The sequence below is a fragment of the Rhizobium sp. BK456 genome (assembly GCF_014194045.1).
Taxonomy (GTDB): Bacteria; Pseudomonadota; Alphaproteobacteria; order Rhizobiales; family Rhizobiaceae; genus Rhizobium; species Rhizobium redzepovicii.
The window spans coordinates 533,856-556,940 of sequence record NZ_JACIAO010000002.1 but is presented as its reverse complement, the minus strand read 5'-3'; the positions used below and the strand labels follow the sequence as shown (position 1 = coordinate 556,940).

The following is a 23,085-nucleotide window of genomic DNA, read 5'->3' as shown; positions in this document are numbered from 1 at the left end:
TAATCGGCTCATGTCTTTTCTCACGCTGACCAACATTCAGAAATCCTTCGGCCCGGTCCAGGTCGTAAAGAACTTCAACATGAACATCGAGAAGGGCGAATTCGTCTCCTTCCTCGGACCGTCAGGCTGCGGCAAGACGACCGTTCTGCGCATGATCGCCGGCTTCGAAACGCCGACCGGCGGCACGCTGACCATCAACGGCAAGGACCAGAGCGCGCTGAAGCCGAACCAGCGCAATATCGGCATGGTCTTCCAGGCCTATGCGCTGTTCCCGAACATGACGGTGCACGACAATGTCGCCTTCGGCCTGAAGGTCGCCGGCGCCCCCAAGCCTGAAATTGACGCCCGCGTCAAGGAAATGCTCGGCCTGATCAAGCTCGACCACCTCGCCGACCGCTTCCCCTACCAATTGTCGGGCGGCCAGCAGCAGCGAGTCGCTCTTGCCCGTGCGCTTGCCGTCAAGCCGCAGGTGTTGCTGCTCGACGAGCCGCTCTCCGCACTCGACGCCAAGATCCGCGTGTCGCTGCGCGAGGAAATCCGCCAGATCCAGCAGCAGCTCGGCATCACCACGGTTTTCGTTACCCACGACCAGGAAGAGGCGCTGTCGATCTCCGACCGCATCGTCGTCATGAACGCCGGCAAGGCCGACCAGATCGGTTCGCCCTTCGAGATCTATAATACGCCGGCAACGCGCTTTGTCGCCTCCTTCGTTGGGACGCTGAACCTCATCGAGGCCAAGGTCGTCGATCCCGACGCCAACCGCATCCAGATCGGCGATCAGGCCATCACGCTGAAGCAGTCGGTCGCAGCCCACAAGGCCGGCGAAACCATCTCGCTGGCGCTGCGCCCGGAAGCGGGCTCGCTCTCCGACACCGTCAGAAGCGATACCGCGCTCACCGGCCAGGTCGTCTCGGCCCACTTCCTGGGGTCGGTCATCCGCACCCGCATGAATGTCGGCGGCAACGTCATTTCCTTTGACATGTTTAACAGCCCCGGCGTCACCCCGCCGCAGGCCGGCGAAACGGTGACGCTGCGCTTCATGGCGGCTGATCTGCTGGTCATCCGCGACTGAGTTTGACAATACCGCTCACGCAAAAGGCGCCGCAAAACGGCGCCTTTTTCAGGTCGGTTGGCCGAACTGTCAGCAAGCGTGATGCAGCCATCACCACAAAGCACTTGAACTCTCCCAACTCGGTGCCAGAAGTTGCCCAAACCAAATGAGCCGGGACAGCTCTTCGCCCGGCGTTTCAAGCGACGGGATATTTTCAATGATTACCTGCCACCTGCGTTATGTGATCGATCCGTACAAGCTCGCCGAATTCGAGGAATATGCCCGGCTCTGGATTCCGATCGTCAACAGGATGGGCGGCACCCATCACGGTTATTTCCTGCCATCCGAAGGCGCCAACAACATTGCCGTTGCATTGTTTTCCTTCCCGAGCCTTGCCGCCTACGAGGACTATCGAACCCGCATGGCAAGCGATCCGGAATGTCAGGCCGCTTTCGAACTCGACAAGCGCAACCGCAGTATCGTCAGCTATGAACGTAGCTTCATGCGACCGGTGCTCAACTGATCGAACCGGCGGACGGCCGCTGCATATTAAAACCCCGCAGGTGAATTGACCCCCGAAAGTTGGACATCAACCTTCGGGGGTCAGTCATTTCAAGGCCGCAGGGCTTTCGCTTGTCATACGCTCAGCGGATTGCCTGGTCGTCCACATCGAAGCGGTGCACACGCGCCTGATCCGGCGTCGCATAGACGGTCTCGTCGGGCTCGTACTGATGTTCGCCGAACAGACGCGCCGTCAGCAGGCCGCACTGATCGGATTCCAGATAGATGATCGTATCGGCGCCGAGATGCTCGACGTGCACGACCTTCGCTGCCCAACTCCCCTGCTCGCGCGATAGCGTCAGATGTTCGGGACGCACGCCGATCGTCTTGGCACTGTGATCCCCGACCTTTTCGGCCGCGATGAAATTCATCTGCGGCGAGCCGATGAATCCGGCAACGAAGACGTTCGCCGGACGATTGTAGAGTTCCATCGGCGAGCCGATCTGCTCGATCGCGCCGGCATTCAGCACGACGATCTTGTCGGCAAGCGTCATCGCCTCGACCTGGTCATGGGTTACGTAGATCATCGTCGCCTTCAGGCTGCGGTGCAGCCGAGCGATTTCAAGGCGGGTCTGAACGCGCAGCGCTGCGTCGAGGTTCGACAGCGGCTCGTCGAACAGGAAGAGTTCCGGTTCGCGCACGATGGCGCGGCCGATCGCGACGCGCTGGCGCTGACCGCCCGAGAGTTCGGCCGGCCGCCGCGCCAGATAGGGGGCGAGCGACAGCATGCCCGATGCCTTGCCCACTCGGCTATCGATCTCGTCCTTGGGCGTGCCCGCCTGCTTGAGGCCGAGGCCCATGTTGTCCTTGACCGTCAAGTGCGGATAGAGCGCATAGGACTGGAACACCATGGCAATGCCGCGCTTGGCCGGCGGCGTCAGCGTCTCGTCGCGTCCGTTGATGACGACGGCGCCCGAGGTGACGTCCTCAAGGCCGGCAATGCTGCGCAACAGCGTCGATTTTCCGCAGCCTGAGGGGCCGACGAAGATGACGAATTCGCCGTCCTCAACCTCGAGGTCGATGCCCTTCAGCACCTCATGCGTGCCATAGGTCTTGCGGATGGATTTGAGTTGAAGTGATCCCACTGATTTTTCCTTACAATCTGACCGGCTGGCCGGTGCGCACGCTCTCGTCGGCGGCAAGGCAGATGCGCAGCGACGCCACCGCATCGGCCATATGGCGATCGAGGTTCAGATCCTCGCGGATCGCCCTCAGCATGAAGGCCTGTTCCAAGTCGCAGAGCGCCTGATGACCGGGCTCGCCCGTCATCCTCATGTCCTGGTCGGGCCGGATGAACTTGCCGTCCGGCCCGGTTTCGGCCGTATGCAGACGGATCACGGAAGTCTTGGTGTGCGTGTCGATATCGTCGGACTTGGCGTTCGGATCCATGACGATCGACACCGCACCCTTCGGCGACATCACATCCTTCACGAAGAAGGCGGTCTCCGAGATCATCGGTCCCCAGCCGGCCTCGTACCAGCCAACCGAACCATCCTCGAAGAGCACCTGCAACTGACCGTAATTATACATGTCGGCGGCGATCTCGTCGGACAGCCGCAGCCCCATGCCGCGCACCTCGACTGCCCTTGCGTCGGTGATCTGACACATGACGTCGACATAATGCACGCCGCAATCGACGATCGGCGACGTGGTTTGCATCAGAGACTTGTGCGTCGCCCAGGTCGGGCCGCTGGACTGCTGGTTGAGGTTCATGCGGAAGACGTAAGGCGGGCCGAGCTTGCGCGCTTCCTCGATCAGCTTCGTCCAAGAGGGGTGATGGCGAAGGATATAGCCGATCACCAGCTTGCGCCCGGCCTTCTTCGCGGCAGCGACGACCCTCTCAGCGTCGGCGACGGTGGTCGCCAGCGGCTTCTCGACGAAGACGTCGCAGCCGGCCTCGAAAGCGGCGACGGCATAATCGGCATGGCTGTCGGAATAGGTGTTGATCGAGCAGAGGTCCGGCTTCAGCTCGGCGAGCGCCGTCGCGAAATCGGGATGGATCGTATAGGCCTGCAGCTCGGGCTCCAGCTTCGGCGTCGAGCGGTTGACGAGACCGACGATCTCGAAGCCTGGATTGTTGTGATAGGCGAGCGCATGGCTGCGGCCCATGTTGCCGAGGCCGGCAACGAGGACGCGGATGGGTTTCTCGTGGCTCACTTGACGGCTCCTGACGTAATGCCGCGGATCAGCTGCCGCGAGAAGATGACGTAGAGAACGAGGATCGGCAGGATCGCCAGCGACAGCGCCGCCAGCACCGCGTTCCAGTTGGTGACGAACTGGCCGATGAAGATCTGCGAGCCGAGCGTTACCGTTTTCGTGGCCTCGGAAGGCGCCAGGATCAGCGGGAACCAGAGATCGTTCCAGATCGGGATCATCGTGAAGACGGCGACGGTCGCCATGGCCGGCCGGACCAGCGGCAGCACCAGGCGGAAGAAGATCGCATATTCGGAAAGCCCGTCGATGCGCCCGGCATTCTTGAGATCATCCGAGACCGTGCGCATGAATTCCGACAGGATGAAGATCGCCAGCGGTATGCCCTGCGCGGTGTAGACGAGGACCAGCGCCGTCAACGTATTGACGAGGCCTGCCGCCACCATGCCCTGCAGGATTGCCACCGTGCCGAGGCGGATCGGGATCATGATGCCGATCGCCATATAGAGCCCGAGCAGCGTGTTGCCGCGGAAGCGATATTCCGAAAGCGCGAAGGCCGCCATGGCGCCGAAGAGCAGTACCAGCAGGATCGAGACGATCGTCACGACGAAGCTGTTCTGGAAATAGGTGGCGAAATCGCCCTGACCGAGCACCGTCTGATAACCGACCAGACTGAAGGTCGACGGCGTCGGCACCATCAGCGGCTCGCGGAAGATCGAGGCGCGATCCTTGAACGAGTTGACCACCGTCAGGAAAACCGGAAACAGCGCGACCAGTGTATAGGCGCCAAGCGCCAGATGCACGAGGCCGGTGCGGATCGGAGATGTGCGTGCCTTGGACATGCGCGCTCCTCAGAACTGGTAGCGACGCATGCGCCGCTGGATGACGAAGAGATAGAGCGAGACGCCGGCGAGGATGATGAGGAACATCACCGTGGCGATCGTCGCGCCCATCGAGCGGTCGCCGAGCTGAAGCTGGAAACCGAAGAAGGTGCGGTAGAGCAGCGTACCGAGAATATCGGTCGACATATCAGGTCCGGCGAGCGCCCCTTGCACCGTGTAGATCAGGTCGAAGGCATTGAAATTGCCGACGAAGGTCAGGATCGAGATGATGCCGATTGCCGGCAGGATCAGCGGCAGCTTGATCTTCCAGAATTGCGCCCAGCCAGTGATGCCGTCGCATTCGGCCGCCTCGATCACCTCTTCGGGGATGCTGAGCAACGCGGCATAAATCAGCATCATCGGAATGCCGATATACTGCCAGTTGGAGATCAGCGACACTGCGATCAGCGCCGAGCCGGGCTTGCCGAGCCAGGGCGCAAACAGGAATTTCAAGCCGATGAGATCGAGCATCCAGGGCGCCACGCCCCAGATCGGCGACAGGATCAGCTTCCAGATGAAACCGACGATGACGAAAGAGAGCAGCGTCGGCAGGAAGATCGCCGTGCGGTAAAAGGCGACACCGCGCAGCTTCGGCACCGAAAGCAGGGCGGCAAGCGCCACGCCGATCGGGTTCTGCACGCACATGTGGATAGCGAAGAAGATCAGGTTGTTGACCAGCGCGTTCCAGAAGTCATGCGCCCAGCGCGGATCGCCGAACAACACCCTGAAATTCGCAAGTCCGACGAAGGCCGGCTGACCGTCGACGATATTGTAGAGCGAAAGCCTGAGCGTTTCGATGAGCGGCAGCACCATGACGGCGGAATAGACGATCACCGCGGGCAGCATGAAGACGAAGATGTGCCAGCGCACCGGGCGCTTGATCGGGACGATATCGATCGCGTTGTCGGTTTGGCTCATGGCGTTTGCCTGTTCTCGTCGACTGGCCGCAATCCTGCGGGCGCAGATGGAAGATGTTGCGCCTCACCCGAACTCTCTGCCGACGGGGGAGAGAGGCAATACCCTGCTGGGATGCGAAATCGGGCTGAGAGGTCGCTGCGAGTCTGCTTCTCCCCGCGCGCGGGGAGAAGGTGGCCGGCAGGCCGGATGAGGGGCCGCAAACGCGGCCCCCCGCCACGTCACTTGGCCGGCTTGTACCAGCTGTCGAGGCCCTTCTGGAGCTTTTCGGCAGCGACCTTCGGCGTATCGGTGCCGTTGATCACGTTGGCGGACTCGACCCAGGTCTCGTTTTCAAGGTTCGGCGTGCCGCGTGACAGGATCTGGTAGGTCGAGCGCACGGTCGACTTGTACGGACCGCGCCAGGACACGAATTCCTGAGCGAGCGGATCGGACATCTTGACCGGGTTGGAGTTCAGGCTGAAGAAGCCCGGCAGCGCGTTGGCGTAGATATCGGCGAACTCGGGCGATGCGACCCAGCTGAGGAATTTCTTGGCTTCCTCGGCATGCGTGCTCTTCGCGTTTAGGGCAACGCCGATATCGGGATGGTCGGAGATGTAGCCGGTGTCACCGGCCTTCGGAACCGGCGGCGGGAACGCGCCCATCTTGAACTGGGCCTGCGTGTTGAACAGCGCGATTTCCCAGGAACCGGCCGGATAGATCGCGGCGCGGCCAAGCGTGAAGAGGTTCTGGCTGTCCGAGTAGGTCTGGGCTTCGAAGCCGTCCCCGAGATAGGGCTTCCACTTGGCAAGCTCTTCGTAGGGCTTGACCCAGTCGGCGTCCGTCAGCTTCTGCTTGCCGGCGATAAGCGCTTCGCGGCCCTCTTCACCCTTCCAGTAGTTCGGGCCGATGTTCTGGTAGCCCATAGTCGCGGCTTCCCAGAGGTCCTTCGTGCCCATGGCGAGCGGGATGTAGGTACCGTCGGCCTTGATCTTGTCGAGGGCTGCATAGAACTCGTCCTGCGTCTTCGGCACGGAGATGCCGAGCTTGTCGAAGGCATCTTTGTTGTAGATGAAGCCGTGGATGACCGAAGCCATCGGCACGCAGAAGGTCGACTTGCCGTCGTCGGTGGTCCAGGCCGCCTTGGCGACGGCTGAGAAGTTCTCCATGCCCGGCAGGCTGGTAATGTCGACGAGCTGCTTCTTGTTGAAGAGTTCCAGCGAAGCGTCGAACGGGCGGCAGGTGATGATGTCCCCTGCGGAGCCGGCATCGAGCTTGGCGTTCAGCGAGGCATTGTATTCGGTCGGCGCGGTCGGCGAGAAGACGATCTTGATGCCCGGGTTCTTCGCTTCGAAGGCCGGAATGATCTTCTCCTGCCAGATCTGCAGGTCGTCGTTACGCCAGCTTTCGACTGTCAGCGTGACGTCGGCGGCATGGACGAGACCTGCCGAAGTCAGCAGGCTGGAGGCAAGCAGAAAGCTTTTCAGAGCAGTGTTTTTCATTTCCCTCTCCTGTGTTTTGAGCGCCGCAAGGCGCTGTTTTCGATCTGAAACAAGCAATTGGTGTGCTTGAGGAAACACCCAACGCCTCTTGGAGGGCCGCCAGCACCTGCCGGCCCCGAAAGCTCGACGGACGCAAAGGCGGATCGCTTGCGGCCGGACTGCGCGCTGCCCCGTGACCTGCATCGGGCGCGGCAAAATTGATCGGGAAAAGCCGATGGATACCGAACTTCGCCACCAGTCTGACAAGCGGTGGGTCGTTCTCTCGATCATCCTCGAAGCGGTTCCGGCTTGGCTTTACTGCCGGTTTTCGCGGGCTTCGATGTGCTGTTCCCTTTTGCCGAATTAAGTCCAAAAAAATACCAATTGTCCAGCCGAATTTAACTTTTCTGCCCCAAAAAATTCATTAAAAAATTTTATCGAATAAAATCAACATGATAAAAAGACGAATTTTCTCTATCATTCCCACTTGGTAAATGGTATTTTTTTGGTATTGTAATAAAAAACATAGGGAACGGCGTATTCGGAGGCCCGATGACGGAGCTTGCAATCGGCATAGACGGCGGTGGAACGAGCTGCCGAGCCGCGGTCGCGGACAGACACGGCAATGTCATCGGCCGCGGCAAAGCAGGCCCGGCCAATATCCTGTCCGATTTGGAAAATTCTCTTCTCAACATTGTCGAATCCGCCCGGCAGGCGCTGATAGATGCAGGACTTGCGGCTGAAACCATCGCCTCTGTTGCATCAGTCGTCGGCGTCGCCGGCGCCAATGTCACGGATTACGGGCAGCGAATAAAAAAGGCCCTGCCCTTTGCCGAAGGCCGCGTCGTCACCGATGCGCTAATTGCCCTACAGGGCGCGCTCGGCGATGGCGACGGCATCGTCGGGGCCTTCGGCACCGGCTCGGTCTATAATGCCCGCAGGAACGGCCGGCTGAACGGCATCGGCGGTTGGGGCTTCATCGTCGGCGACCAGGCAAGCGGCGCCCGCCTCGGCCGCGACCTGATGGAGCGATCGCTGCTCGCTTATGACGTCGTGCGTCCGGCGTCCCCCATGACCGAAGCGATCATGGCCGAATACGGCAACGACCCCGAAAGCATCGTCGAATTCGCGCATTCGGCAAGGCCGACGGATTTTGCCCGCTATGCGCCTATTGTCTTCGAATATGCGGCCAAGGGCGATGCCGTCGCGGTCGGCATCGTCACGGACGCGGCAACGGCAATCGGCGAAAGCCTCGAAGCGCTGCTCTGGCCTGAATGCCCGTCGATCTGCATGCTCGGCGGCCTTGCAGGAGCCTATGAGCCGTGGCTTTCCGAACGCTACAAGGCACGGCTTGCCAAGCCAAAGGGCGATGCCCTGCAGGGTGCGGTCGAACTTGCCGTCAAGCTCCTGCACGACGAACAGAGAGGTGCGGCATGACCGACGACCTGGCCACCCTCCTGTCCCTGGAGCGTCTGCAGGCGGCCGGCACCGGCCCGCTCTACGTCAAGCTACGCCGTACGCTGGAAGAGGCCGTGCGCACCGGTACGCTCGGTCACGGCGATGCGCTGCCACCGGAACGCGATATTGCCGAATTCGCCGCCGTCAGCCGCGTCACCGTGCGCAAGGCGATCGACGAACTCGTCGCCGACGGCCTCTTGGTGCGCCGCCACGGTTCCGGCACCTTCGTCGCCAAACCGGTCTCCAGGGTGGAGCAGCGCCTGTCGCAGCTTACCTCCTTCACCGAGGACATGGCGCGCCGCGGCATGTCCTCCCGCTCCGAATGGCTGCACAAGGGCATCCACACCCCCTCGCCCGACGAGATGATGATTCTCGGCCTCGGCACCGACGTGAAGGTTTCGCGCCTCTCCCGCCTGCGCATCGCCGACGACCAGCCGCTGGCAATCGAAAATGCCAGCGTCTCCGGCGAGTTTCTCCCCGATCCCGCCGCCGTCACCAATTCGCTCTATGCCGAACTCGAACGACTCCAGGTCCGCCCGGTGCGGGCCGTGCAGCGCATCTCGGCGACCAACATGAAGGAAGCCGACGCCCAGCTTCTCGGTGTCTCCGTCGGTGCCGCCGGCCTGTCGATCGAGCGCATCTCCTATCTCGGCTCCGGCCGCGCCGTGGAATTCACCCGCTCGCTCTATCGCGGCGACGCCTATGATTTCGTCGCCGAGCTGACGATCGGGGTTACCTGAGCCTACCAGAAGCGAGTAATCCAGCGCTCATTTCCGGCGAGTTGATCGAAGATCGCATCGGCGGAAGTGATCGGTATCCCATTCAGCATGGCAGTGGCGGCGACAGCCGTTTATCGCCAGTCAGCGCCCATGCCCAGGCATGGGTATCGAGTAGAAGGGAATTCACTCGCCCCCTTCCCAGGCCGCAAGGTCGCCCTCATCCATGGGCGCGAAAAAGTCAGGCCCATTTCCAGCAACCAGCCCCTTGAGCAGGCCGATCTTGAAGGAAGATTGCACAATCGGCATGATCTTCACGACAGGCTTGCGTCCCCTAGCGATCACCACTTCTTCACCGGAAAGCGCGGCGTCGATCAATTTCGATAGATTGGCCTTTGCGGCATGGATAGTAACTTGCATCGCGGCCCCATTCGCTGCTTGGCAGAGAATGCCATTACAACATCAATTCGGCTATCGAATTCGAAAAGCTAGAACGCGGATCATTATTGAACCATATCAAAATCATAGAGCCGGAAAGTGAATCACTTCCCGGCTTTCATTCATTGAATCAGTTCCTGAGCGCGCCGCCTCAAGCGGCTGCGAAGACTCAGCAAATCAGGCGGCGTCTTCGATCTCCTCGCTGGTCTTGCGCGGCACGTAGTTTAGCACCGGCCCGAGCCAGCGTTCGACTTCGGAAACCTCCATGCCCTTGCGCTTGGCATAGTCTTCCACCTGATCGCGCTCCACCTTGGCGACGCCGAAGTAATAGGAGTCGGGGTGGCCGATATAGAGACCCGAGACCGATGAGCCCGGCCACATCGCATAACTCTCCGTCAGCTTAACACCGGCAGCCTTTTCCGCGTCGAGCAGCCTGAAGAGCGTTGCCTTTTCGGTGTGGTCGGGCTGGGCGGGATAACCCGGCGCAGGCCGGATGCCGGCATAGGCTTCGGTGATCAGATCCTCATTGCTGAGCGTCTCGTCTTTTGCATAGCCCCAATATTCGCGCCGCACCTGCTCGTGCATGCGCTCGGCAAAGGCCTCGGCGAAGCGGTCGGCCAGCGCCTTGACGAGGATCGAGGAATAGTCGTCGTTCGCACGCTCGAAGCGCTCGGCGATGGCGATTTCCTCGATGCCCGCCGTCACCACGAAGCCGCCGACATAGTCCTGCACGCCGCTTGTGACAGGCGCCACGAAATCGGAGAGCGCCACGTTCGCCCGCCCATCGCGCTTCGAAAGCTGCTGGCGCAAGGTGTAGAAGGTGGCAAGCTCCTTGCTGCGGCTTTCATCGGTGAACAGCCGAATGTCGTCGCCGACGGCGCCGGCCGGCCAGAAGCCGATGACGGCGCGCGGGCGGAACCACTTTTCGTCGATGATCTTCTTGAGCATCGACTGCGCATCAGCCCAGAGCGCACGCGCCGCTTCGCCCTGCTTCTCGTCCTCGAGAATGGCGGGGTAACGGCCGCGCAGTTCCCAGGTCTGGAAGAACGGCGTCCAGTCGATATATCTGGCAAGCTCGGCCAGATCGTAATCCTCGAATACCCGCGTGCCAAAGAATTGCGGCTTCGTCGGCTGGTAGCCGGACCAGTCGACCTTATGCGCATTGTCGCGGGCCCGCGGCAATGGAAGGCGCACTTTCTCTGCCTCGCTGCGCGCATGGGCGGCCGCCACCTTGGCGTATTCGGCCCTTGTATCGTCGACATAACCCTGGCGCGTTTCCGGCGACAGCAGCGCCGAGACGACGCCGACGGCGCGGCTCGCATCGGTGACGTAGATCGCCTGCCCCTTGTTGTAGCCGGGATGGATCTTCACCGCCGTATGCACGCGGCTGGTCGTCGCCCCGCCGATCAGCAGTGGGATGTCGAACCCCTGCCGCTCCATCTCAGCCGCAACATGCACCATCTCGTCGAGCGACGGCGTGATCAGGCCGGAAAGGCCGATGACATCGACTTTTTCGGCGATTGCCGTGTCGAGAATCTTCGTCGCCGGCACCATGACGCCGAGGTCGACGATCTCGTAATTGTTGCAGGCCAGCACGACGCCGACGATGTTCTTGCCGATATCGTGCACGTCGCCCTTGACCGTCGCCATCAGGATTTTGCCGGCCGAGCGACGTTCTTCGCCGCCGTTCAGGCGCTTTTCCTCTTCCATGTAGGGCAGCAGCACGGCGACCGCCTGCTTCATGACCCGCGCCGACTTGACCACCTGCGGCAGGAACATCTTGCCCGAGCCAAACAGATCGCCGACGACGTTCATGCCGGCCATCAGCGGCCCTTCGATGACGTGCAGCGGCCGGGCGGCCTGCCGGCGCGCCTCCTCGGTATCGGCTTCGATATATTCGGTGATGCCGTTGACTAGCGCATGTTCGAGACGCTTCTCGACGCTCCATTCGCGCCAGGAAAGGTCCTGGACCCGGCCTTCCCTGGCGCCGGCGCCGCGGAAACGCTCGGCGACTTCGAGCAGCCGCTCGGTGCCGTCGGGGCGGCGGTTCAGCACCACGTCTTCGCAGGCCTCGCGCAGCTCCGGATCGATATTGTCGTAGACGGCGAGCTGGCCGGCATTGACGATGCCCATGTCCATACCCGCCTGGATGGCGTGGTAGAGAAACACGGCGTGCATCGCCTCGCGCACCGGCTCGTTGCCGCGGAACGAGAAGGACAGGTTGGAGACGCCGCCCGAAATATGCACCAGCGGCATGCGCTCGCGGATCGTCCGGGTCGCCTCGATGAAATCGACGCCGTAATTATTGTGCTCTTCGATGCCGGTCGCGACCGCGAAAATGTTCGGGTCGAAGATGATATCCTCGGGCGGGAAGCCGATCTTCTCTGTCAGAAGCTTGTAAGCGCGGGTGCAGATTTCCACCTTGCGCTCATAGCTGTCGGCCTGCCCCGTCTCGTCGAAGGCCATGACGACGACGGCGGCACCGTAATTGTGCAACAGCCGCGCCTGGGCGAGAAAATTCTCCTCGCCTTCCTTCAGCGAGATCGAGTTGACGATCGGCTTGCCCTGGACGCGCTTCAGGCCGGATTCGATGATCGAGAATTTCGAACTGTCGATCATCACGGGCACACGGGCGATATCGGGCTCGGCGGCGATCAGGTTGAGGAACTCGACCATCGCCTTTTCGGAATCGATCAGGCCCTCATCCATGTTGATGTCGATCACCTGCGCGCCGTTCTCGACCTGGTCGCGTGCGACGTCGAGCGCTGCCGTGTAGTCGGCATTGGTGATCAGCTTGCGGAACTTCGCCGAGCCGGTGACGTTGGTGCGCTCGCCGACATTGACGAAGGGGATGTCCTTGGTCAGCTCGAAGGGTTCGAGGCCCGACAGCGACATGAAAGGGCGATGCTCGGGAAGCGGCCGCGGCTTGTACTTGGCGACGGTCTCGGCGATCGCCCGGATATGCTCGGGCGTCGAGCCGCAGCAGCCGCCGACGATGTTGACCAGGCCTTCGCGGGCAAAGCTGTCGATCTGCGCCGCCATCAGCTCCGGCGTTTCGTCGTACTGGCCGAATTCGTTCGGCAGGCCGGCATTCGGATAGGCGCAGATGAAAGTATCGGCGACACCCGAAAGCTCCTGCAGATGCGGGCGCATCGCATTGGCGCCGAGGGCGCAATTGAGCCCGATGGTGAAGGGATTGGCGTGGCGCACCGAATTCCAGAAGGCCGACGGCGTCTGGCCGGAGAGCGTGCGGCCGGAAAGGTCGGTGATCGTGCCGGAGATCATGACGGGCAGGCGCACGCCCTTGGCCTCGAAGCGCTCCTCGCAGGCGAAGATCGCCGCCTTGGCGTTCAGCGTGTCGAAGATCGTCTCGATCAGGATGATGTCGGCGCCGCCGTCGATCAGGCCGTCGATCTGCTCGCCATAGGCGGAGCGCAGATCGTCGAAGGTAACGGCGCGGAAACCGGGATTGTTGACGTCGGGCGAAATCGAGGCGGTGCGGTTGGTCGGGCCGATGGCGCCAGCGACGAAACGGCGGCGGCCGTCCTCGCGCTCGGCACGCTGTGCCGCGCGGCGGACGATTTCCGCACCCTCCTTGTTGAGGTCGTAGACCGCCCCTTCCATCTCGTAATCGGCCTGGGCGATGCGGGTCGAGGAGAAGGTGTTGGTCTCGAGAATATCGGCGCCGGCCTTGGCGTATTTATAATGGATCTCTTCGATCGCATCCGGCTGGGTCAGGATCAGAAGGTCGTTATTGCCCTTCTGGTGGCAGGCGCAGCCGATAAAGCGGGTGCCGCGGAACTGGTCTTCGTCATAGCCCAGCCCCTGGATCTGCGTGCCCATGGCGCCGTCGAGGACGAGGATGCGCTCGCTCGCGGCTTTGCGCAGCGCTGCGAAAATTTCGTTGCCGTCACGTTTGCCCGTTTCCGGACCAAAGAGAGTATCGAACACGGGAGGGCTCCTTGACGTCGTAAGACCAGACAGTTCAAATCACATAAAGATATCTTTATGTCAATATATGCCTGTCGATTTCGTGCTTTGCAAGTCTCAGCGGATGACAGGCTTGAACGGCCTCTATATAGGCAATTGACACGCATTGCCCACCAAATCGGAGGAGTATCATGGCACCCGCAACCGGCAACGCCGCGCTTGGCAACTGGACGAGCCGCGCCTATCACCGCGACTGGCTGCTTGCCCAGGCAAACGGCCTCTTCGATTTCTTCCAGCACAATTCGGTCAACCCAAAGGGCGGCTTCTACGATCTCGACGATAACGGCACGCCGCTCGATGCCGAGGGCCAAGTGCGCAGCATCCATATCGCCGCGCGCGCCGTGCATTGTTTTGCCATCGGCGCCCTGCTCGGCCGTCCGGGTGCTGCCGACGTCGTCGACCACGGCATGGACTATCTCTGGAACCATCACCGCGACCTGAGGAATGGCGGCTATTTCTGGTCGCTCGACAACAGTGGTCCGGCCGATTCCAACAAGCAGGGTTATGGCCATGCTTTCGTGCTGCTCGCCGCCTCATCGGCCAAGACGATCGGCCATCCGCTGGCCGACGGCATGCTTGCCGATATTACCGAGGTCCTGAACACCAAGTTCTGGGAGCCGCGCCACGGCGCCATCGCCGAGGAATTCACCGCCGACTGGCAGCCGCTCGACGGCGGCGCCTACCGCGGCCAGAACTCCAACATGCACCTGACCGAAGCGCTGATGGCCGCCTTCGAAGCATCAGGCGACCGGGATTACCTGACCAAGGCCGAAAGCATCGCCGACCTCGTCATCCGGCGCGCGGCCGGTTCGGTCGACTGGCGCGTCGCCGAGCACTTCGACGCCGAATGGAAGCTCGACAAGCAATACTATCATCCGAACGAAATGTTCCGCCCGGCCGGCACGACGCCCGGCCATTGGCTGGAATGGACCCGCCTCATCCTGCAGCTTTGGGCCCTCGGCGGCAAACGCATCGAGTGGATGCCGGATGCGGCCAAAGCCCTCTTCGAGCAATCCATGGCGCTCGGCTGGGACAGCGACAAGGGCGGCTTCTTCTATACGCTCGACTGGAACGACAAGCCCGCCAAGCGCAATAAGCTCTGGTGGCCGGCCTGCGAGGGTGCGGCCGCCGCCCATTTCCTCAACGAGCACCTGCCGAGCGACTATCACGAGGAATGCTACCGCAAAATCTGGAATGTGATCGAACGCGCCTTCATCGACCATCGGAACGGCGGCTGGCATGAGGAGCTGACGGAGGATCTCGTTCCCGCCCATTCGCTCTTCCCCGGCAAGGGCGATATCTACCACGCCCTGCAGGCCTGCCTCATCCCGCTCTTCCCGGCAACCGGCAGCCTGACGAAGAGCATTACTGAGGCCGGCGGCAGGCTCTGAGGTTCACTAACCGGCGCCCGCCTATCCAGCAAATGGCCGGCTCAGAGCAGCGGGTCGAGCCGCAGCGTGTCCAGATCCTTTGCCAGCATCAGCGCCAGGGCCTCGACCGCGAGATTGTGGTCGTCGCGCTGGGGCAGGCCGGAGACGGTGACCGCGCCGATGCAGCCGGTGCCCTTGACGTTGATCGGGAAACTGCCGCCATGCGGCGCATAATCGGCGCCGGAAAGCCCGTTATCCTCGACCGTCTTGCCGTCCTTGCCGAGCTTCAGGCCGGAGGCATAGCTGCTGCGGAAATAGCGCAGCACCATGTTGCGCTTGCGTCTGACCCAGTTGACGTTGTCGGGCGTCACGCCAGGCAGTGCGGCATAGAAGACCGGCATCGAATGCAGGGTCACATCGATCGCGATGCCGAGGCCGCGCTCGGTGGCAAGTTCCTGCAGGAGCTTGCCGAGCTGCCATGCCGTCGTCAGATCGAAAGCGTCGAAGCTCAGCGCCTTCTCCTGTTCCGCGATCCGGCTGAGATCCTGTTCGACTGTCATGGCTAAGCACTCCTCTGCCGTGATGATCCGCTGCGACCATTCTTGCGGGGAGCAAAAAAGTAAAGCAAAAACTTGGAGGTACCCCGGGCTCAGAGTTTCGGCGTCAGCATCTCGAAGCGGTCGCGGATGGTGGCGCAGGTATCGCCGCCGAGCCGCGCAATGGCATCGACGGCGGCCGGATCGACATGCAGCCGTTCCGGATCCACGACGCCGTCCTGATAATGCGCATAGACGATCTCGCCCATGACGATCTGCCGCGAGCGCCCGAGCTCCAGCGTCACATGCCGCCGGCATTCGAAGGCTGCCGGCGCCTCGGCGATCCAGGGCGAGGCCACCTTCGCGCCCGGCATCGCCGTCAACCCAGCCTCCTTCAACTCGTCGACGCCGCGGGGATAGCGAGCGCCGCAGACATGCATCGCCTCGGCGATGGCGAAAGAGACGATGTTGACCGTGAAGACCTCGGTCATGCGAATATTGTGGCCGGTGTCCTTGAACGACATGTCGGCATTGTTTTCGACCCCGATCGCGAGGATCGGCGGATCGGCCGAAAGGCAGTTGAAGAAGCTGAAAGGGGCTGCGTTGATCCGCCCGTGTTCGTCGACCGTCGTCACCAGCGCAATCGGCCGTGGAATGATCGTGCCGATCATCAGCTTGTAACGCTCGCGCTCACTGAGCTCTTTGAAGTCGAAGGAGATGGCCATGGCTCAGCCGAGCTTCCCGGCCGGCGCAAAGACGCCCATCGCTCCGGTGAAGGGTTTCGGCAGCGGCGAGGCGTAGGAGCCGCGCTTGCTGGTGGAAAGGCCGAGCGAAACCAGCGCCTCTGCCTGCTTGACGGCGGCCGAGACACCATCGATGACGGGCACGCCGTAGATATCCTGCAATTCCCTCGCCAGATCCGTCATGCCGGCGCAGCCCAGCACGATCGCCTCGGCGCCGTCTTCGGCAAGCGCCCGTTCGATCTCGGCCCTGAGCTTGCCGATTGCGCCCGAGGCCGGATCTTCAAGCTCGAGCACCGGGATATCGGAGGCGCGCACCTTGGCGCGCTCGCCCATGCCGTAGCGGCGCACCAGATTGTCGATCAGCACCCGTGACCGCTCCAGCGTCGTCACCACGGTGAAGCGTTGCGCTAGGAAACCCGCTGTCGCGACGGCGGATTCGCAGAGCCCGAGGATCGGCGCATCGGCGAAACTCCGCGCCGCGTCGAGCCCAGTATCGTCAAAGCAGGCGATGACGGCCGCGTCGTAACCCGCCGCCCATCGTTCCTTCAGTTCGGAAAGCAGGCCGGGGATCGCCAGCGCCCCGTCATAATGGCCCTCGATGGAGACGGGCCCCATCTGCGAAGTGGCGGCGATGATTTCCGTGCCTGAAGCAGCCACCGCCCGCGCAGCGGTGGCCGCCTTTTCGGTCATGGAGGCCGTGGTGTTCGGATTGACGATGAGGATGCGCATGTCAGTTGATCTTTGCCTGCCGCCGGCTGAGCATCGTCATGATGCCGAGGGCGATGAGAATGATGGTGAAGGAAAACAGCGTCGTCACCGTGCCGAGCGCATAGAGCACCGGCGTCGTGACATTGGTGGTCATGCCGTAGATTTCGAGCGGCAGCGTATTGTAAGTGCCTGACGTCATCAACGTGCGGGCGAATTCGTCATAAGATAGCGTAAAGCCGAACAGGCCGACGCCGATCAGGCTCGGCGCGATCATCGGCAGCACGACATGGCGGAAGGTCTGCCATGCGGACGCGCCGAGGTCGCGCGCCGCCTCTTCATAGGCCGGCGAGAAGCGGTTGAAGACGGCAAACATGATCAGCACGCCGAAGGGCAGCGTCCAGGTGAGATGCGCGCCGAAGGCCGAGGAATACCAGGCGGGCTTCAGCCCGCCCTCCTGGAAGACGACGCCAATGCCGAGCGAAACGATGATCGACGGCACGACAAGGCTGGCGACAGTGGCATAGAACAGCACGGTCGAACCGCGGAAACGGCGGCGGAAGGCGAGGCCGGCGAGCAGCGACACGGTGACGGTCACGGCCATGACCATCAGCCCGAGGCTGAAGGAGCGCCGGAACGAGGCGCCGAAATCGCCGACCGCCTGTTTTTCGAACAGGTTGAAGAACCAATGGGTGGAAACGCCGTTCATCGGGAAGGTCAGCCCGCCGTCCGGCCCCTGGAAGGACAGGATCAGCACCGCCGAGAGCGGACCGTAGAGGAACAGCACGAAGACGGCGAAGAAGATCGCCAGCAGATAGAATTCGAGGCCGCGTTTTTCGTGGTTCATCTCAAAGCTCCTTGCGGATGTCGACGACGCGCAGGATGGCTGCGACCATCAGCAAAACCACGGCCAGCAGCACCACGGCATTGGCGGCCGCCGCCGGATATTGCAGCAGCGACATCTGGTTCTTCATCATCAGCGCCACCGAGGCGCTCTGGCCGCCGGACATCACCTGCACCGTCGAGAAATCGGCCATGACGAGGGTGACGACGAAGATCGTGCCGATCGCCATGCCGGGTTTTGCCAGCGGAATGACGACATTCCACAGCACCTGCCAGCCGGAGGCGCCGGCATCACGCGCCGCCTCGAACAGCGACCGGTCGATGCGCATCAGCGTGTTGAAGATCGGCGTGACCATGAACAGCGTATAGAGATGCACCATGGCGAGCACGACGGCGAAATCGGAATAGAGCAGCCATTCGATCGGCTGCGGGATGATGCCCATCCTAATAAGCGACGAATTGACAAGGCCATTGCGCCCGAGCACCGGGATCCACGAGATCATGCGGATGATGTTCGAGGTCATGAACGGCACGGTGCAGACCAGAAACAGGATCATCTGCGTCGAGGTCTTGCGGATGTGGAAGGCGAGGAAATAGGCGACCCAGAAACCGATGAGAAGCGTCAGCGCCCAGACGATCGCCGTGAATTTCAGTGTGTTGAGATAGGTCTTCCAGGTTACCCATGAACCGAGCGTGTCGGTGTAGTTCATGGTGAGGAAGTCGGGATAGAGGCCGGCGAAATCGTAGTCCCAGAAGCTGACGACGGTGATCATGGCGATCGGCAGCAGGAAGAAGAAGCCGAGGATGGCGATCAGCGGCGTCGCCTGGAGATAGGAGATGGCTGAGGGGGAGAGGCGCAACGTGCGGCGTATAGGCTGCTTGCTGTCTTCCGTTGCCGCTGCGATGGTCGCCATGATCGGTTCTCCGTTCTCACTAGATCAGGTGGGACGGGAGCACGTGCAGCCCCCTCATCCGCCTGCCGGCACCTTCTCCCCGCTGGGGAGAAGAGGAATCGCGGCAGCGTCTCGGCAGCCGCGAGCCTTGATCTTTTGTTGCCTGCCGAGCGGCAAGCTCCCCCTTCTCCCCAGCGGGGAGAAGATGCCCGAAGGGCAGATGAGGGGCGGAGCGCAGCGACGTCTAGAGCATCAGCAAAAGACAATGCTTCTCCGCCCCCTCGCCGATCAAGCAGCGATGAACTCGTTCCAGCGGCGGACCATGTAGCGGTCTTCGTCCATCACCGAGTTCCAGCAGGCGACGGCCCCCATGCGTGCTTCGAAGGCGCCGCCGTCGCGCACCGCACCGGCCTTCTCCATGACCTTGCCTTCGGGCGACAGGATATCGCCCTGCGCCGGCTTGCCTTCGATCCAATAGCCCCATTCGTCAGCCGACATGAAGTTCTTGGCGGTGTCCATGCAGGCGGAGTAGTAGCCCTGGCGGTTGAGATAACCGCCGACCCAGCCTGATGTGTACCAGTTGATATATTCATAGGCCGCGTCGAGCTCGGCGCCCTTCAGATGCGAGGCAAGGCCGAGTCCGCCGCCCCAGGCGCGGTAGCCTTCCTTGAGCGGCTGATACTTGCAGGCGATGCCTTTGGAGCGGACGGCGGCCACAGCCGGAGACCACATCGACTGGATAACGACCTCGCCCGAGGCCATCAGGTTGACCGACTCGTCGAAGCTCTTCCAGAAGGCGCGGAACTGGCCGTCGCCCTTGGCCTTGATCAGGAATTCGATCGTCTTGTCGATCTCTTCCTTGGTCATGTTGCCCTTGTCGGCATATTTGATGTTGCCCATGGCTTCCATGATCATCGCCGCATCCATGATGCCGATCGACGGGATGTTGAGGATCGAGGTCTTGCCCTTGAACTTCGGATCCATGATGTCGGCCCAGCTGGTGATGTCGCGGCCGACGAGATCCGGGCGGATGCCGAGCGTATCGGCGTTGTAGATTGTCGGAACCATCGTCATCCACTGCGTCGGCTCCTTGGCGAACTTCTTGGAGCCCTGCGCCTCGACGAAGCCGACCGTGTGCGGCGCCGTGCCCTGGGCGATGACGCTGTCTGCCTTCAATTTGCCGTTGATGAACAGCGGCACGATCTTGTCGTAATATTTGAGCTTCTTGACGTCCATCGGCTGCAGCACGCCCGTCGGAAACACCTTCTTGGCGATCCAGTATTCGATATCGGCAATGTCGTAGCTGTCGGGCTGGGTAACGGCCCGCTGGGCGGCGGCGTCGGAATCGGTCGCCGTCATCTCCAGAGTGATGCCGAGATCGGCTTTGCACTTCTCGGCGATGGCATTGATGTTCGAAACGCCGGTGCCGAACTGGCGAAGCGTGATGTTCGTCTTAGCCCAGATGGTGGGAAAGCCGGTGAGAGCGCCGGAGCCGGCAATGGCGCCGACGGCGGCGGCACCCGTCTTCAGCAGGGTGCGGCGGGAAAGACCCTTCGCGGCCTTGGTCGATGTCGTTTCAGTCGTCATGTCAGTTCCCCTTTTTTGATGTGGAAGGTCTTGGTTTTTGATTGGTCATGCGGAAGCGCGGCCGAGCAGCACGGCATCATCGAGTTCCCAGCTGAGCGCGACCGTCTCGCCGACGGCGACCGGGCGGGCGAAATAGTCGCTGTCGTCTGATATGACCGTGAAGTCGTCGCTGCCGGCGCCGAGCACGGTGATCTTCACGGAGGAGCCGCGATATTCGACGTTGGAGACGACGCCGTTGAAGCCGAGCGTCCATTCGCTCGCCACCTGCAAGCGCACGCGGTCGGTGCGAATGCCGATATCGACCGGTTCGCCGACCTCCCTGCCCGCCCCGCGCACGGAAAAGCTCTGCCCCTCCGGCACGGTCATGACGAGCACGCCGTCCTCGCTCGATGTCACCCGGCCGCTGAGCACGTTGTGATCGCCCATGAAGCGGGCGACGAAGGCGGTTGCCGGCTTCTCGAAGACCTCGCGCGGGGCAGCCGCCTGCTCGATCCGGCCATCATTCATGATGACCATGATGTCGGCGAGCGCCATCGCCTCTTCCTGGCTGTGGGTGACGTGCACGAAGGTGATGCCGAGCGACTTCTGCAGCTTCTTCAGTTCGGCGCGCATGCGGATCTTCAGGAACGGATCGAGCGCCGACAGCGGCTCGTCGAGCAGCAGCGCCTCAGGGTCGGTGATCAGTGCGCGCGCCAGCGCCACGCGCTGCTGCTGGCCGCCGGAAAGCTGGGCCGGACGCCTGTTAGCATAGGGCTCCATCTGCATCAGCTTCAGCATGTCGAGCGCCTTGGCCCGCCGCTCCGCCTTGTCGACGCCCTTCATCTTCAGGCTGAAGGCGACATTGTCGATGAGATCGAGATGCGGAAACAGCGCATAGGACTGAAACATCATCGCCGTGCCGCGCCGGGCCGGCGGGAAATCGGTGACGACTGTATTGCCGAGCCGGATATCGCCCGACGAGATGCTCTCATGGCCGGCGATCATGCGCAGCGTCGAAGTCTTGCCGCAGCCGGACGGGCCGAGGAAGCAGCAATAGGAGCCGGCCGGAATCTTCAGGCTGATCGCCTGTACCGCGGTCGTTGCCCCATAGACCTTCGAAACGGATACTATATCGATCTCTGCCGCTTTCGACATCATGCCTTCCCCTGTTTGGAAAAGACGATGCACTTGCCGTGCCAATTTGCCGACGACTTCTCAACCCTTTGTGAATCATGGGTTTTCTCTGCCGTAGATCGGAGGGAGATAAAGTATGAGCAAAACGATGCCTGCACAGGATTTAGGCTATCGTCCTCAATTTATGCAGATGATCGTATACAATTTGCTGGCGCTTCGAGCACAAATTCCGTTTAACTTTTGCCGGGAAGCCAGATATGGTTTGCCGATCATCAGGAAATCGATTTTCATGAAATCCGCTGCCAAGGCCATGCAGGCCGAAGACTCCGCCGAAACCAGCGCACAACTGATCCGTGATTCCATTCGCGAAGCAATCGTCGAGCGCAGGCTTTCGCCCGGCACCAAGCTCTCCGAAAAAGATGTCGGCAACCTCTTCAGCGTCAGCCGCACGCTTGCCCGCGCGGCACTGCAGGCGCTCTCCTATGAAGGTCTCGTCAGCGTCGAGAAGAACCGCGGCGCCTTTGTCGCCTATCCCTCGCCCGACGAGGCCCGGCAGATATTTGCCGCCCGCCGCCTGGTCGAGCCCGGCATATTGCGAGAGGCAGCCGCGCGGATCACGCCTGGTGACATCAGCCAGCTGAAACAGCTTCTGCTGGAGGAAGGCCGCCTGATGAGCGAGCGCGGCCAGACGGCGCGACGCGCCGAGATCAAGGCGTCAGGCGATTTTCACCTGAGGCTGGCCGAGATCTCCGGCAATGCGATCATGCAACGCTTCATGGAAGAACTGGTCGCCCGCTCGTCGCTGGTGATTGCCCTTTACGGCCAGTCGACCGCCTCGAGCTGCGGCCATTCAGAACATGGCGAGATCATCACGGCGATCGAAAATAACGAGCTCGACCGCGCCTGCCAGCTGATGCTGCATCACATCACCCATATCGAGACCGATCTCGACCTGCGCGAACGCAAGAGCCTCGGCCTCAAGGAAGCCTTCGAGCTTTAATGCATGTCACCCGGAAGTGTGCAGCTTTCCGGAATAACGACATGCATCGAAACAAAGAGCTAGAGCGCGTCGCATGAATCAAGTTTGATGCGACGCGCATTAGGAATGCCTTTCAGGCTGTCGGCATGCGAAGACGCCGGGCGCGCGGCTTCGCCACGCCGTCGCGTGTCCCGCGCAGTCCGAAGCCCTACCAAGGCGTCTGCTTCGGCAGCATCTCGAAGGCCGCGAAGATATCCTCCGCAGTCCTCGGCTCATCCGAGCGCAGCTTGACGGTCCCGTCGCGCCCGATCAGGATCAGCCCGAACTCGCCGGATGGCGGGCCCTGCAGCCGCTCTCTGACATCGTCGGCATCGAGATCGGAGCCATCGTCGAACAGCGAGAAAGCGCCGCCGCCGGCGATGATGAAAACTTCGACGTCTTCCTCGATGAGACGCATATGCGCGTTCCGCAGCCATTCGTCCTGGATGACGGCGCGGTCGTCCTGGGCATCGGCAAAGATGATCAGCACCCGCTTCCTGTCGCGAAACTGCTCGAGCGACTGCGGAAGTTCCGGTTCACGCCGCGGCGTGCCGATGATTTCATGAACGATGGATTTCAGCATGGTGCTTATTCCTCACCCGCACTGGCGGCGGGCATGCCAGTAAACGGCTGGCAATGGGCGAGGTTCCGCCTGG

Annotated in this window: 21 protein-coding genes; 6 read left to right on the top strand and 15 right to left on the bottom strand. The window is 61.8% G+C overall.

The features are described 5' to 3' along the window. Positions 1-10: 10 nt before the first annotated feature. Both FHX03_RS08975 and FHX03_RS08970 read left to right on the top strand, forming a co-directional pair. Complete coding sequence (locus FHX03_RS08975) at positions 11-1,072, top strand: ABC transporter ATP-binding protein (protein WP_097628208.1); 1,062 nt, start codon at positions 11-13, stop codon at positions 1,070-1,072. Positions 1,073-1,268: 196 nt separating this feature from the next. Then, positions 1,269-1,574 (top strand): NIPSNAP family protein, encoded by a 306-nt coding sequence (locus FHX03_RS08970; protein ID WP_097628207.1) that lies wholly within the window; start codon positions 1,269-1,271, stop codon positions 1,572-1,574. A 121-nt stretch (positions 1,575-1,695) separates the two neighbouring features. Here the strand turns inward: FHX03_RS08970 and FHX03_RS08965 are convergent, their stop codons facing one another. From FHX03_RS08965 to FHX03_RS08945, 5 genes are all read right to left on the bottom strand, one after another. Next, positions 1,696-2,697, bottom strand: a complete 1,002-nt coding sequence (locus tag FHX03_RS08965; RefSeq protein WP_183853352.1) for an ABC transporter ATP-binding protein — start codon at positions 2,695-2,697, stop codon at positions 1,696-1,698. 10 nt (positions 2,698-2,707) lie between these two features. After that, positions 2,708-3,769 carry a Gfo/Idh/MocA family protein gene (locus FHX03_RS08960; protein WP_097628205.1) on the bottom strand — a complete coding sequence of 354 codons (1,062 nt, stop codon included), beginning with the start codon at positions 3,767-3,769 and terminating at the stop codon, positions 2,708-2,710. Continuing rightward, positions 3,766-4,605, bottom strand: coding sequence for a carbohydrate ABC transporter permease (locus FHX03_RS08955; protein ID WP_097628204.1), 840 nt, complete (start codon positions 4,603-4,605; stop codon positions 3,766-3,768). The genes FHX03_RS08960 and FHX03_RS08955 overlap by 4 nt, the downstream gene beginning before the upstream one ends. A 9-nt stretch (positions 4,606-4,614) precedes the next feature. After that, a complete protein-coding gene (locus tag FHX03_RS08950; RefSeq protein ID WP_097628203.1) occupies positions 4,615-5,562 on the bottom strand; it encodes a carbohydrate ABC transporter permease in 948 nt (315 codons plus the stop codon). A 218-nt stretch (positions 5,563-5,780) separates the two neighbouring features. Next, a complete protein-coding gene (locus tag FHX03_RS08945; protein ID WP_097628202.1) occupies positions 5,781-7,040 on the bottom strand; it encodes an ABC transporter substrate-binding protein in 1,260 nt (419 codons plus the stop codon). A 531-nt stretch (positions 7,041-7,571) separates the two neighbouring features. Here FHX03_RS08945 and FHX03_RS08940 point away from each other — a divergent pair. Together FHX03_RS08940 and FHX03_RS08935 are read left to right on the top strand one after the other, a co-directional pair. Beyond that, positions 7,572-8,456, top strand: coding sequence for an N-acetylglucosamine kinase (locus tag FHX03_RS08940; RefSeq protein ID WP_183853350.1), 885 nt, complete (start codon positions 7,572-7,574; stop codon positions 8,454-8,456). Next, entirely contained in the window at positions 8,453-9,217 is a 765-nt protein-coding gene (locus tag FHX03_RS08935; protein WP_183853348.1) for a GntR family transcriptional regulator, read from the top strand. Before FHX03_RS08940 ends, FHX03_RS08935 begins: the two co-directional genes overlap by 4 nt. Positions 9,218-9,379: 162 nt before the next feature. Here the strand turns inward: FHX03_RS08935 and FHX03_RS08930 are convergent, their stop codons facing one another. Then, a complete protein-coding gene (locus tag FHX03_RS08930; RefSeq protein WP_097628199.1) occupies positions 9,380-9,613 on the bottom strand; it encodes a type II toxin-antitoxin system Phd/YefM family antitoxin in 234 nt (77 codons plus the stop codon). 195 nt (positions 9,614-9,808) lie between these two features. Further along, on the bottom strand, positions 9,809-13,582 hold the full coding sequence (gene metH / locus FHX03_RS08925; RefSeq protein ID WP_183853346.1) for a methionine synthase: 3,774 nt from the start codon (positions 13,580-13,582) through the stop codon (positions 9,809-9,811). 170 nt (positions 13,583-13,752) lie between these two features. On the opposite strand from metH, the gene FHX03_RS08920 reads away from it, so the two are divergent. Further along, positions 13,753-15,012 (top strand): AGE family epimerase/isomerase, encoded by a 1,260-nt coding sequence (locus FHX03_RS08920; RefSeq protein WP_183853344.1) that lies wholly within the window; start codon positions 13,753-13,755, stop codon positions 15,010-15,012. 41 nt (positions 15,013-15,053) lie between these two features. Here the strand turns inward: FHX03_RS08920 and FHX03_RS08915 are convergent, their stop codons facing one another. From FHX03_RS08915 to FHX03_RS08885, 7 genes are all read right to left on the bottom strand, one after another. Continuing rightward, a complete protein-coding gene (locus tag FHX03_RS08915) occupies positions 15,054-15,551 on the bottom strand; it encodes a heme-degrading domain-containing protein (RefSeq protein WP_097628196.1) in 498 nt (165 codons plus the stop codon). An 89-nt stretch (positions 15,552-15,640) separates the two neighbouring features. Further along, positions 15,641-16,252, bottom strand: a complete 612-nt coding sequence (locus tag FHX03_RS08910) for a flavin reductase family protein (protein ID WP_003593270.1) — start codon at positions 16,250-16,252, stop codon at positions 15,641-15,643. A 3-nt stretch (positions 16,253-16,255) separates the two neighbouring features. Then, positions 16,256-16,999 carry an aspartate/glutamate racemase family protein gene (locus FHX03_RS08905; protein WP_183777623.1) on the bottom strand — a complete coding sequence of 248 codons (744 nt, stop codon included), beginning with the start codon at positions 16,997-16,999 and terminating at the stop codon, positions 16,256-16,258. A gap of 1 nt (position 17,000) precedes the next feature. Next, on the bottom strand, positions 17,001-17,822 hold the full coding sequence (locus FHX03_RS08900; RefSeq protein ID WP_097628194.1) for an ABC transporter permease: 822 nt from the start codon (positions 17,820-17,822) through the stop codon (positions 17,001-17,003). Between the two features lies 1 nt (position 17,823). Then, the gene (locus FHX03_RS08895; RefSeq protein ID WP_183853343.1) at positions 17,824-18,732 is read right to left on the bottom strand and encodes an ABC transporter permease; all 909 of its coding nucleotides are present in this window, start codon (positions 18,730-18,732) and stop codon (positions 17,824-17,826) included. A gap of 267 nt (positions 18,733-18,999) precedes the next feature. Next, positions 19,000-20,298, bottom strand: coding sequence for a PotD/PotF family extracellular solute-binding protein (locus FHX03_RS08890; protein WP_097628192.1), 1,299 nt, complete (start codon positions 20,296-20,298; stop codon positions 19,000-19,002). Between the two features lie 45 nt (positions 20,299-20,343). Further along, the gene (locus FHX03_RS08885; RefSeq protein WP_097628191.1) at positions 20,344-21,432 is read right to left on the bottom strand and encodes an ABC transporter ATP-binding protein; all 1,089 of its coding nucleotides are present in this window, start codon (positions 21,430-21,432) and stop codon (positions 20,344-20,346) included. 268 nt (positions 21,433-21,700) lie between these two features. Between FHX03_RS08885 and FHX03_RS08880 the strand changes: the two genes are divergently transcribed. After that, a complete protein-coding gene (locus tag FHX03_RS08880; protein WP_131711337.1) occupies positions 21,701-22,411 on the top strand; it encodes a GntR family transcriptional regulator in 711 nt (236 codons plus the stop codon). Positions 22,412-22,598: 187 nt separating this feature from the next. Here FHX03_RS08880 and FHX03_RS08875 read toward each other — a convergent pair whose 3' ends face one another. Further along, on the bottom strand, positions 22,599-23,012 hold the full coding sequence (locus FHX03_RS08875) for a DUF4174 domain-containing protein (RefSeq protein WP_097628189.1): 414 nt from the start codon (positions 23,010-23,012) through the stop codon (positions 22,599-22,601). Positions 23,013-23,085: the final 73 nt, after the last annotated feature.

Coding starts and splice junctions, on each gene's coding strand:
- FHX03_RS08975 (WP_097628208.1), top strand. CDS start 11: ATGTCTTTTCTCACGCTGACCAACATTCAGAAATCCTTCGGCCCGGTC.
- FHX03_RS08970 (WP_097628207.1), top strand. CDS start 1,269: ATGATTACCTGCCACCTGCGTTATGTGATCGATCCGTACAAGCTCGCC.
- FHX03_RS08955 (WP_097628204.1), bottom strand. CDS start 4,605: ATGTCCAAGGCACGCACATCTCCGATCCGCACCGGCCTCGTGCATCTG.
- FHX03_RS08950 (WP_097628203.1), bottom strand. CDS start 5,562: ATGAGCCAAACCGACAACGCGATCGATATCGTCCCGATCAAGCGCCCG.
- FHX03_RS08945 (WP_097628202.1), bottom strand. CDS start 7,040: ATGAAAAACACTGCTCTGAAAAGCTTTCTGCTTGCCTCCAGCCTGCTG.
- FHX03_RS08940 (WP_183853350.1), top strand. CDS start 7,572: ATGACGGAGCTTGCAATCGGCATAGACGGCGGTGGAACGAGCTGCCGA.
- FHX03_RS08935 (WP_183853348.1), top strand. CDS start 8,453: ATGACCGACGACCTGGCCACCCTCCTGTCCCTGGAGCGTCTGCAGGCG.
- FHX03_RS08930 (WP_097628199.1), bottom strand. CDS start 9,613: ATGCAAGTTACTATCCATGCCGCAAAGGCCAATCTATCGAAATTGATC.
- FHX03_RS08920 (WP_183853344.1), top strand. CDS start 13,753: ATGGCACCCGCAACCGGCAACGCCGCGCTTGGCAACTGGACGAGCCGC.
- FHX03_RS08915 (WP_097628196.1), bottom strand. CDS start 15,551: ATGACAGTCGAACAGGATCTCAGCCGGATCGCGGAACAGGAGAAGGCG.
- FHX03_RS08910 (WP_003593270.1), bottom strand. CDS start 16,252: ATGGCCATCTCCTTCGACTTCAAAGAGCTCAGTGAGCGCGAGCGTTAC.
- FHX03_RS08905 (WP_183777623.1), bottom strand. CDS start 16,999: ATGCGCATCCTCATCGTCAATCCGAACACCACGGCCTCCATGACCGAA.
- FHX03_RS08900 (WP_097628194.1), bottom strand. CDS start 17,822: ATGAACCACGAAAAACGCGGCCTCGAATTCTATCTGCTGGCGATCTTC.
- FHX03_RS08895 (WP_183853343.1), bottom strand. CDS start 18,732: ATGGCGACCATCGCAGCGGCAACGGAAGACAGCAAGCAGCCTATACGC.
- FHX03_RS08890 (WP_097628192.1), bottom strand. CDS start 20,298: ATGACGACTGAAACGACATCGACCAAGGCCGCGAAGGGTCTTTCCCGC.
- FHX03_RS08885 (WP_097628191.1), bottom strand. CDS start 21,432: ATGTCGAAAGCGGCAGAGATCGATATAGTATCCGTTTCGAAGGTCTAT.
- FHX03_RS08880 (WP_131711337.1), top strand. CDS start 21,701: ATGAAATCCGCTGCCAAGGCCATGCAGGCCGAAGACTCCGCCGAAACC.
- FHX03_RS08875 (WP_097628189.1), bottom strand. CDS start 23,012: ATGCTGAAATCCATCGTTCATGAAATCATCGGCACGCCGCGGCGTGAA.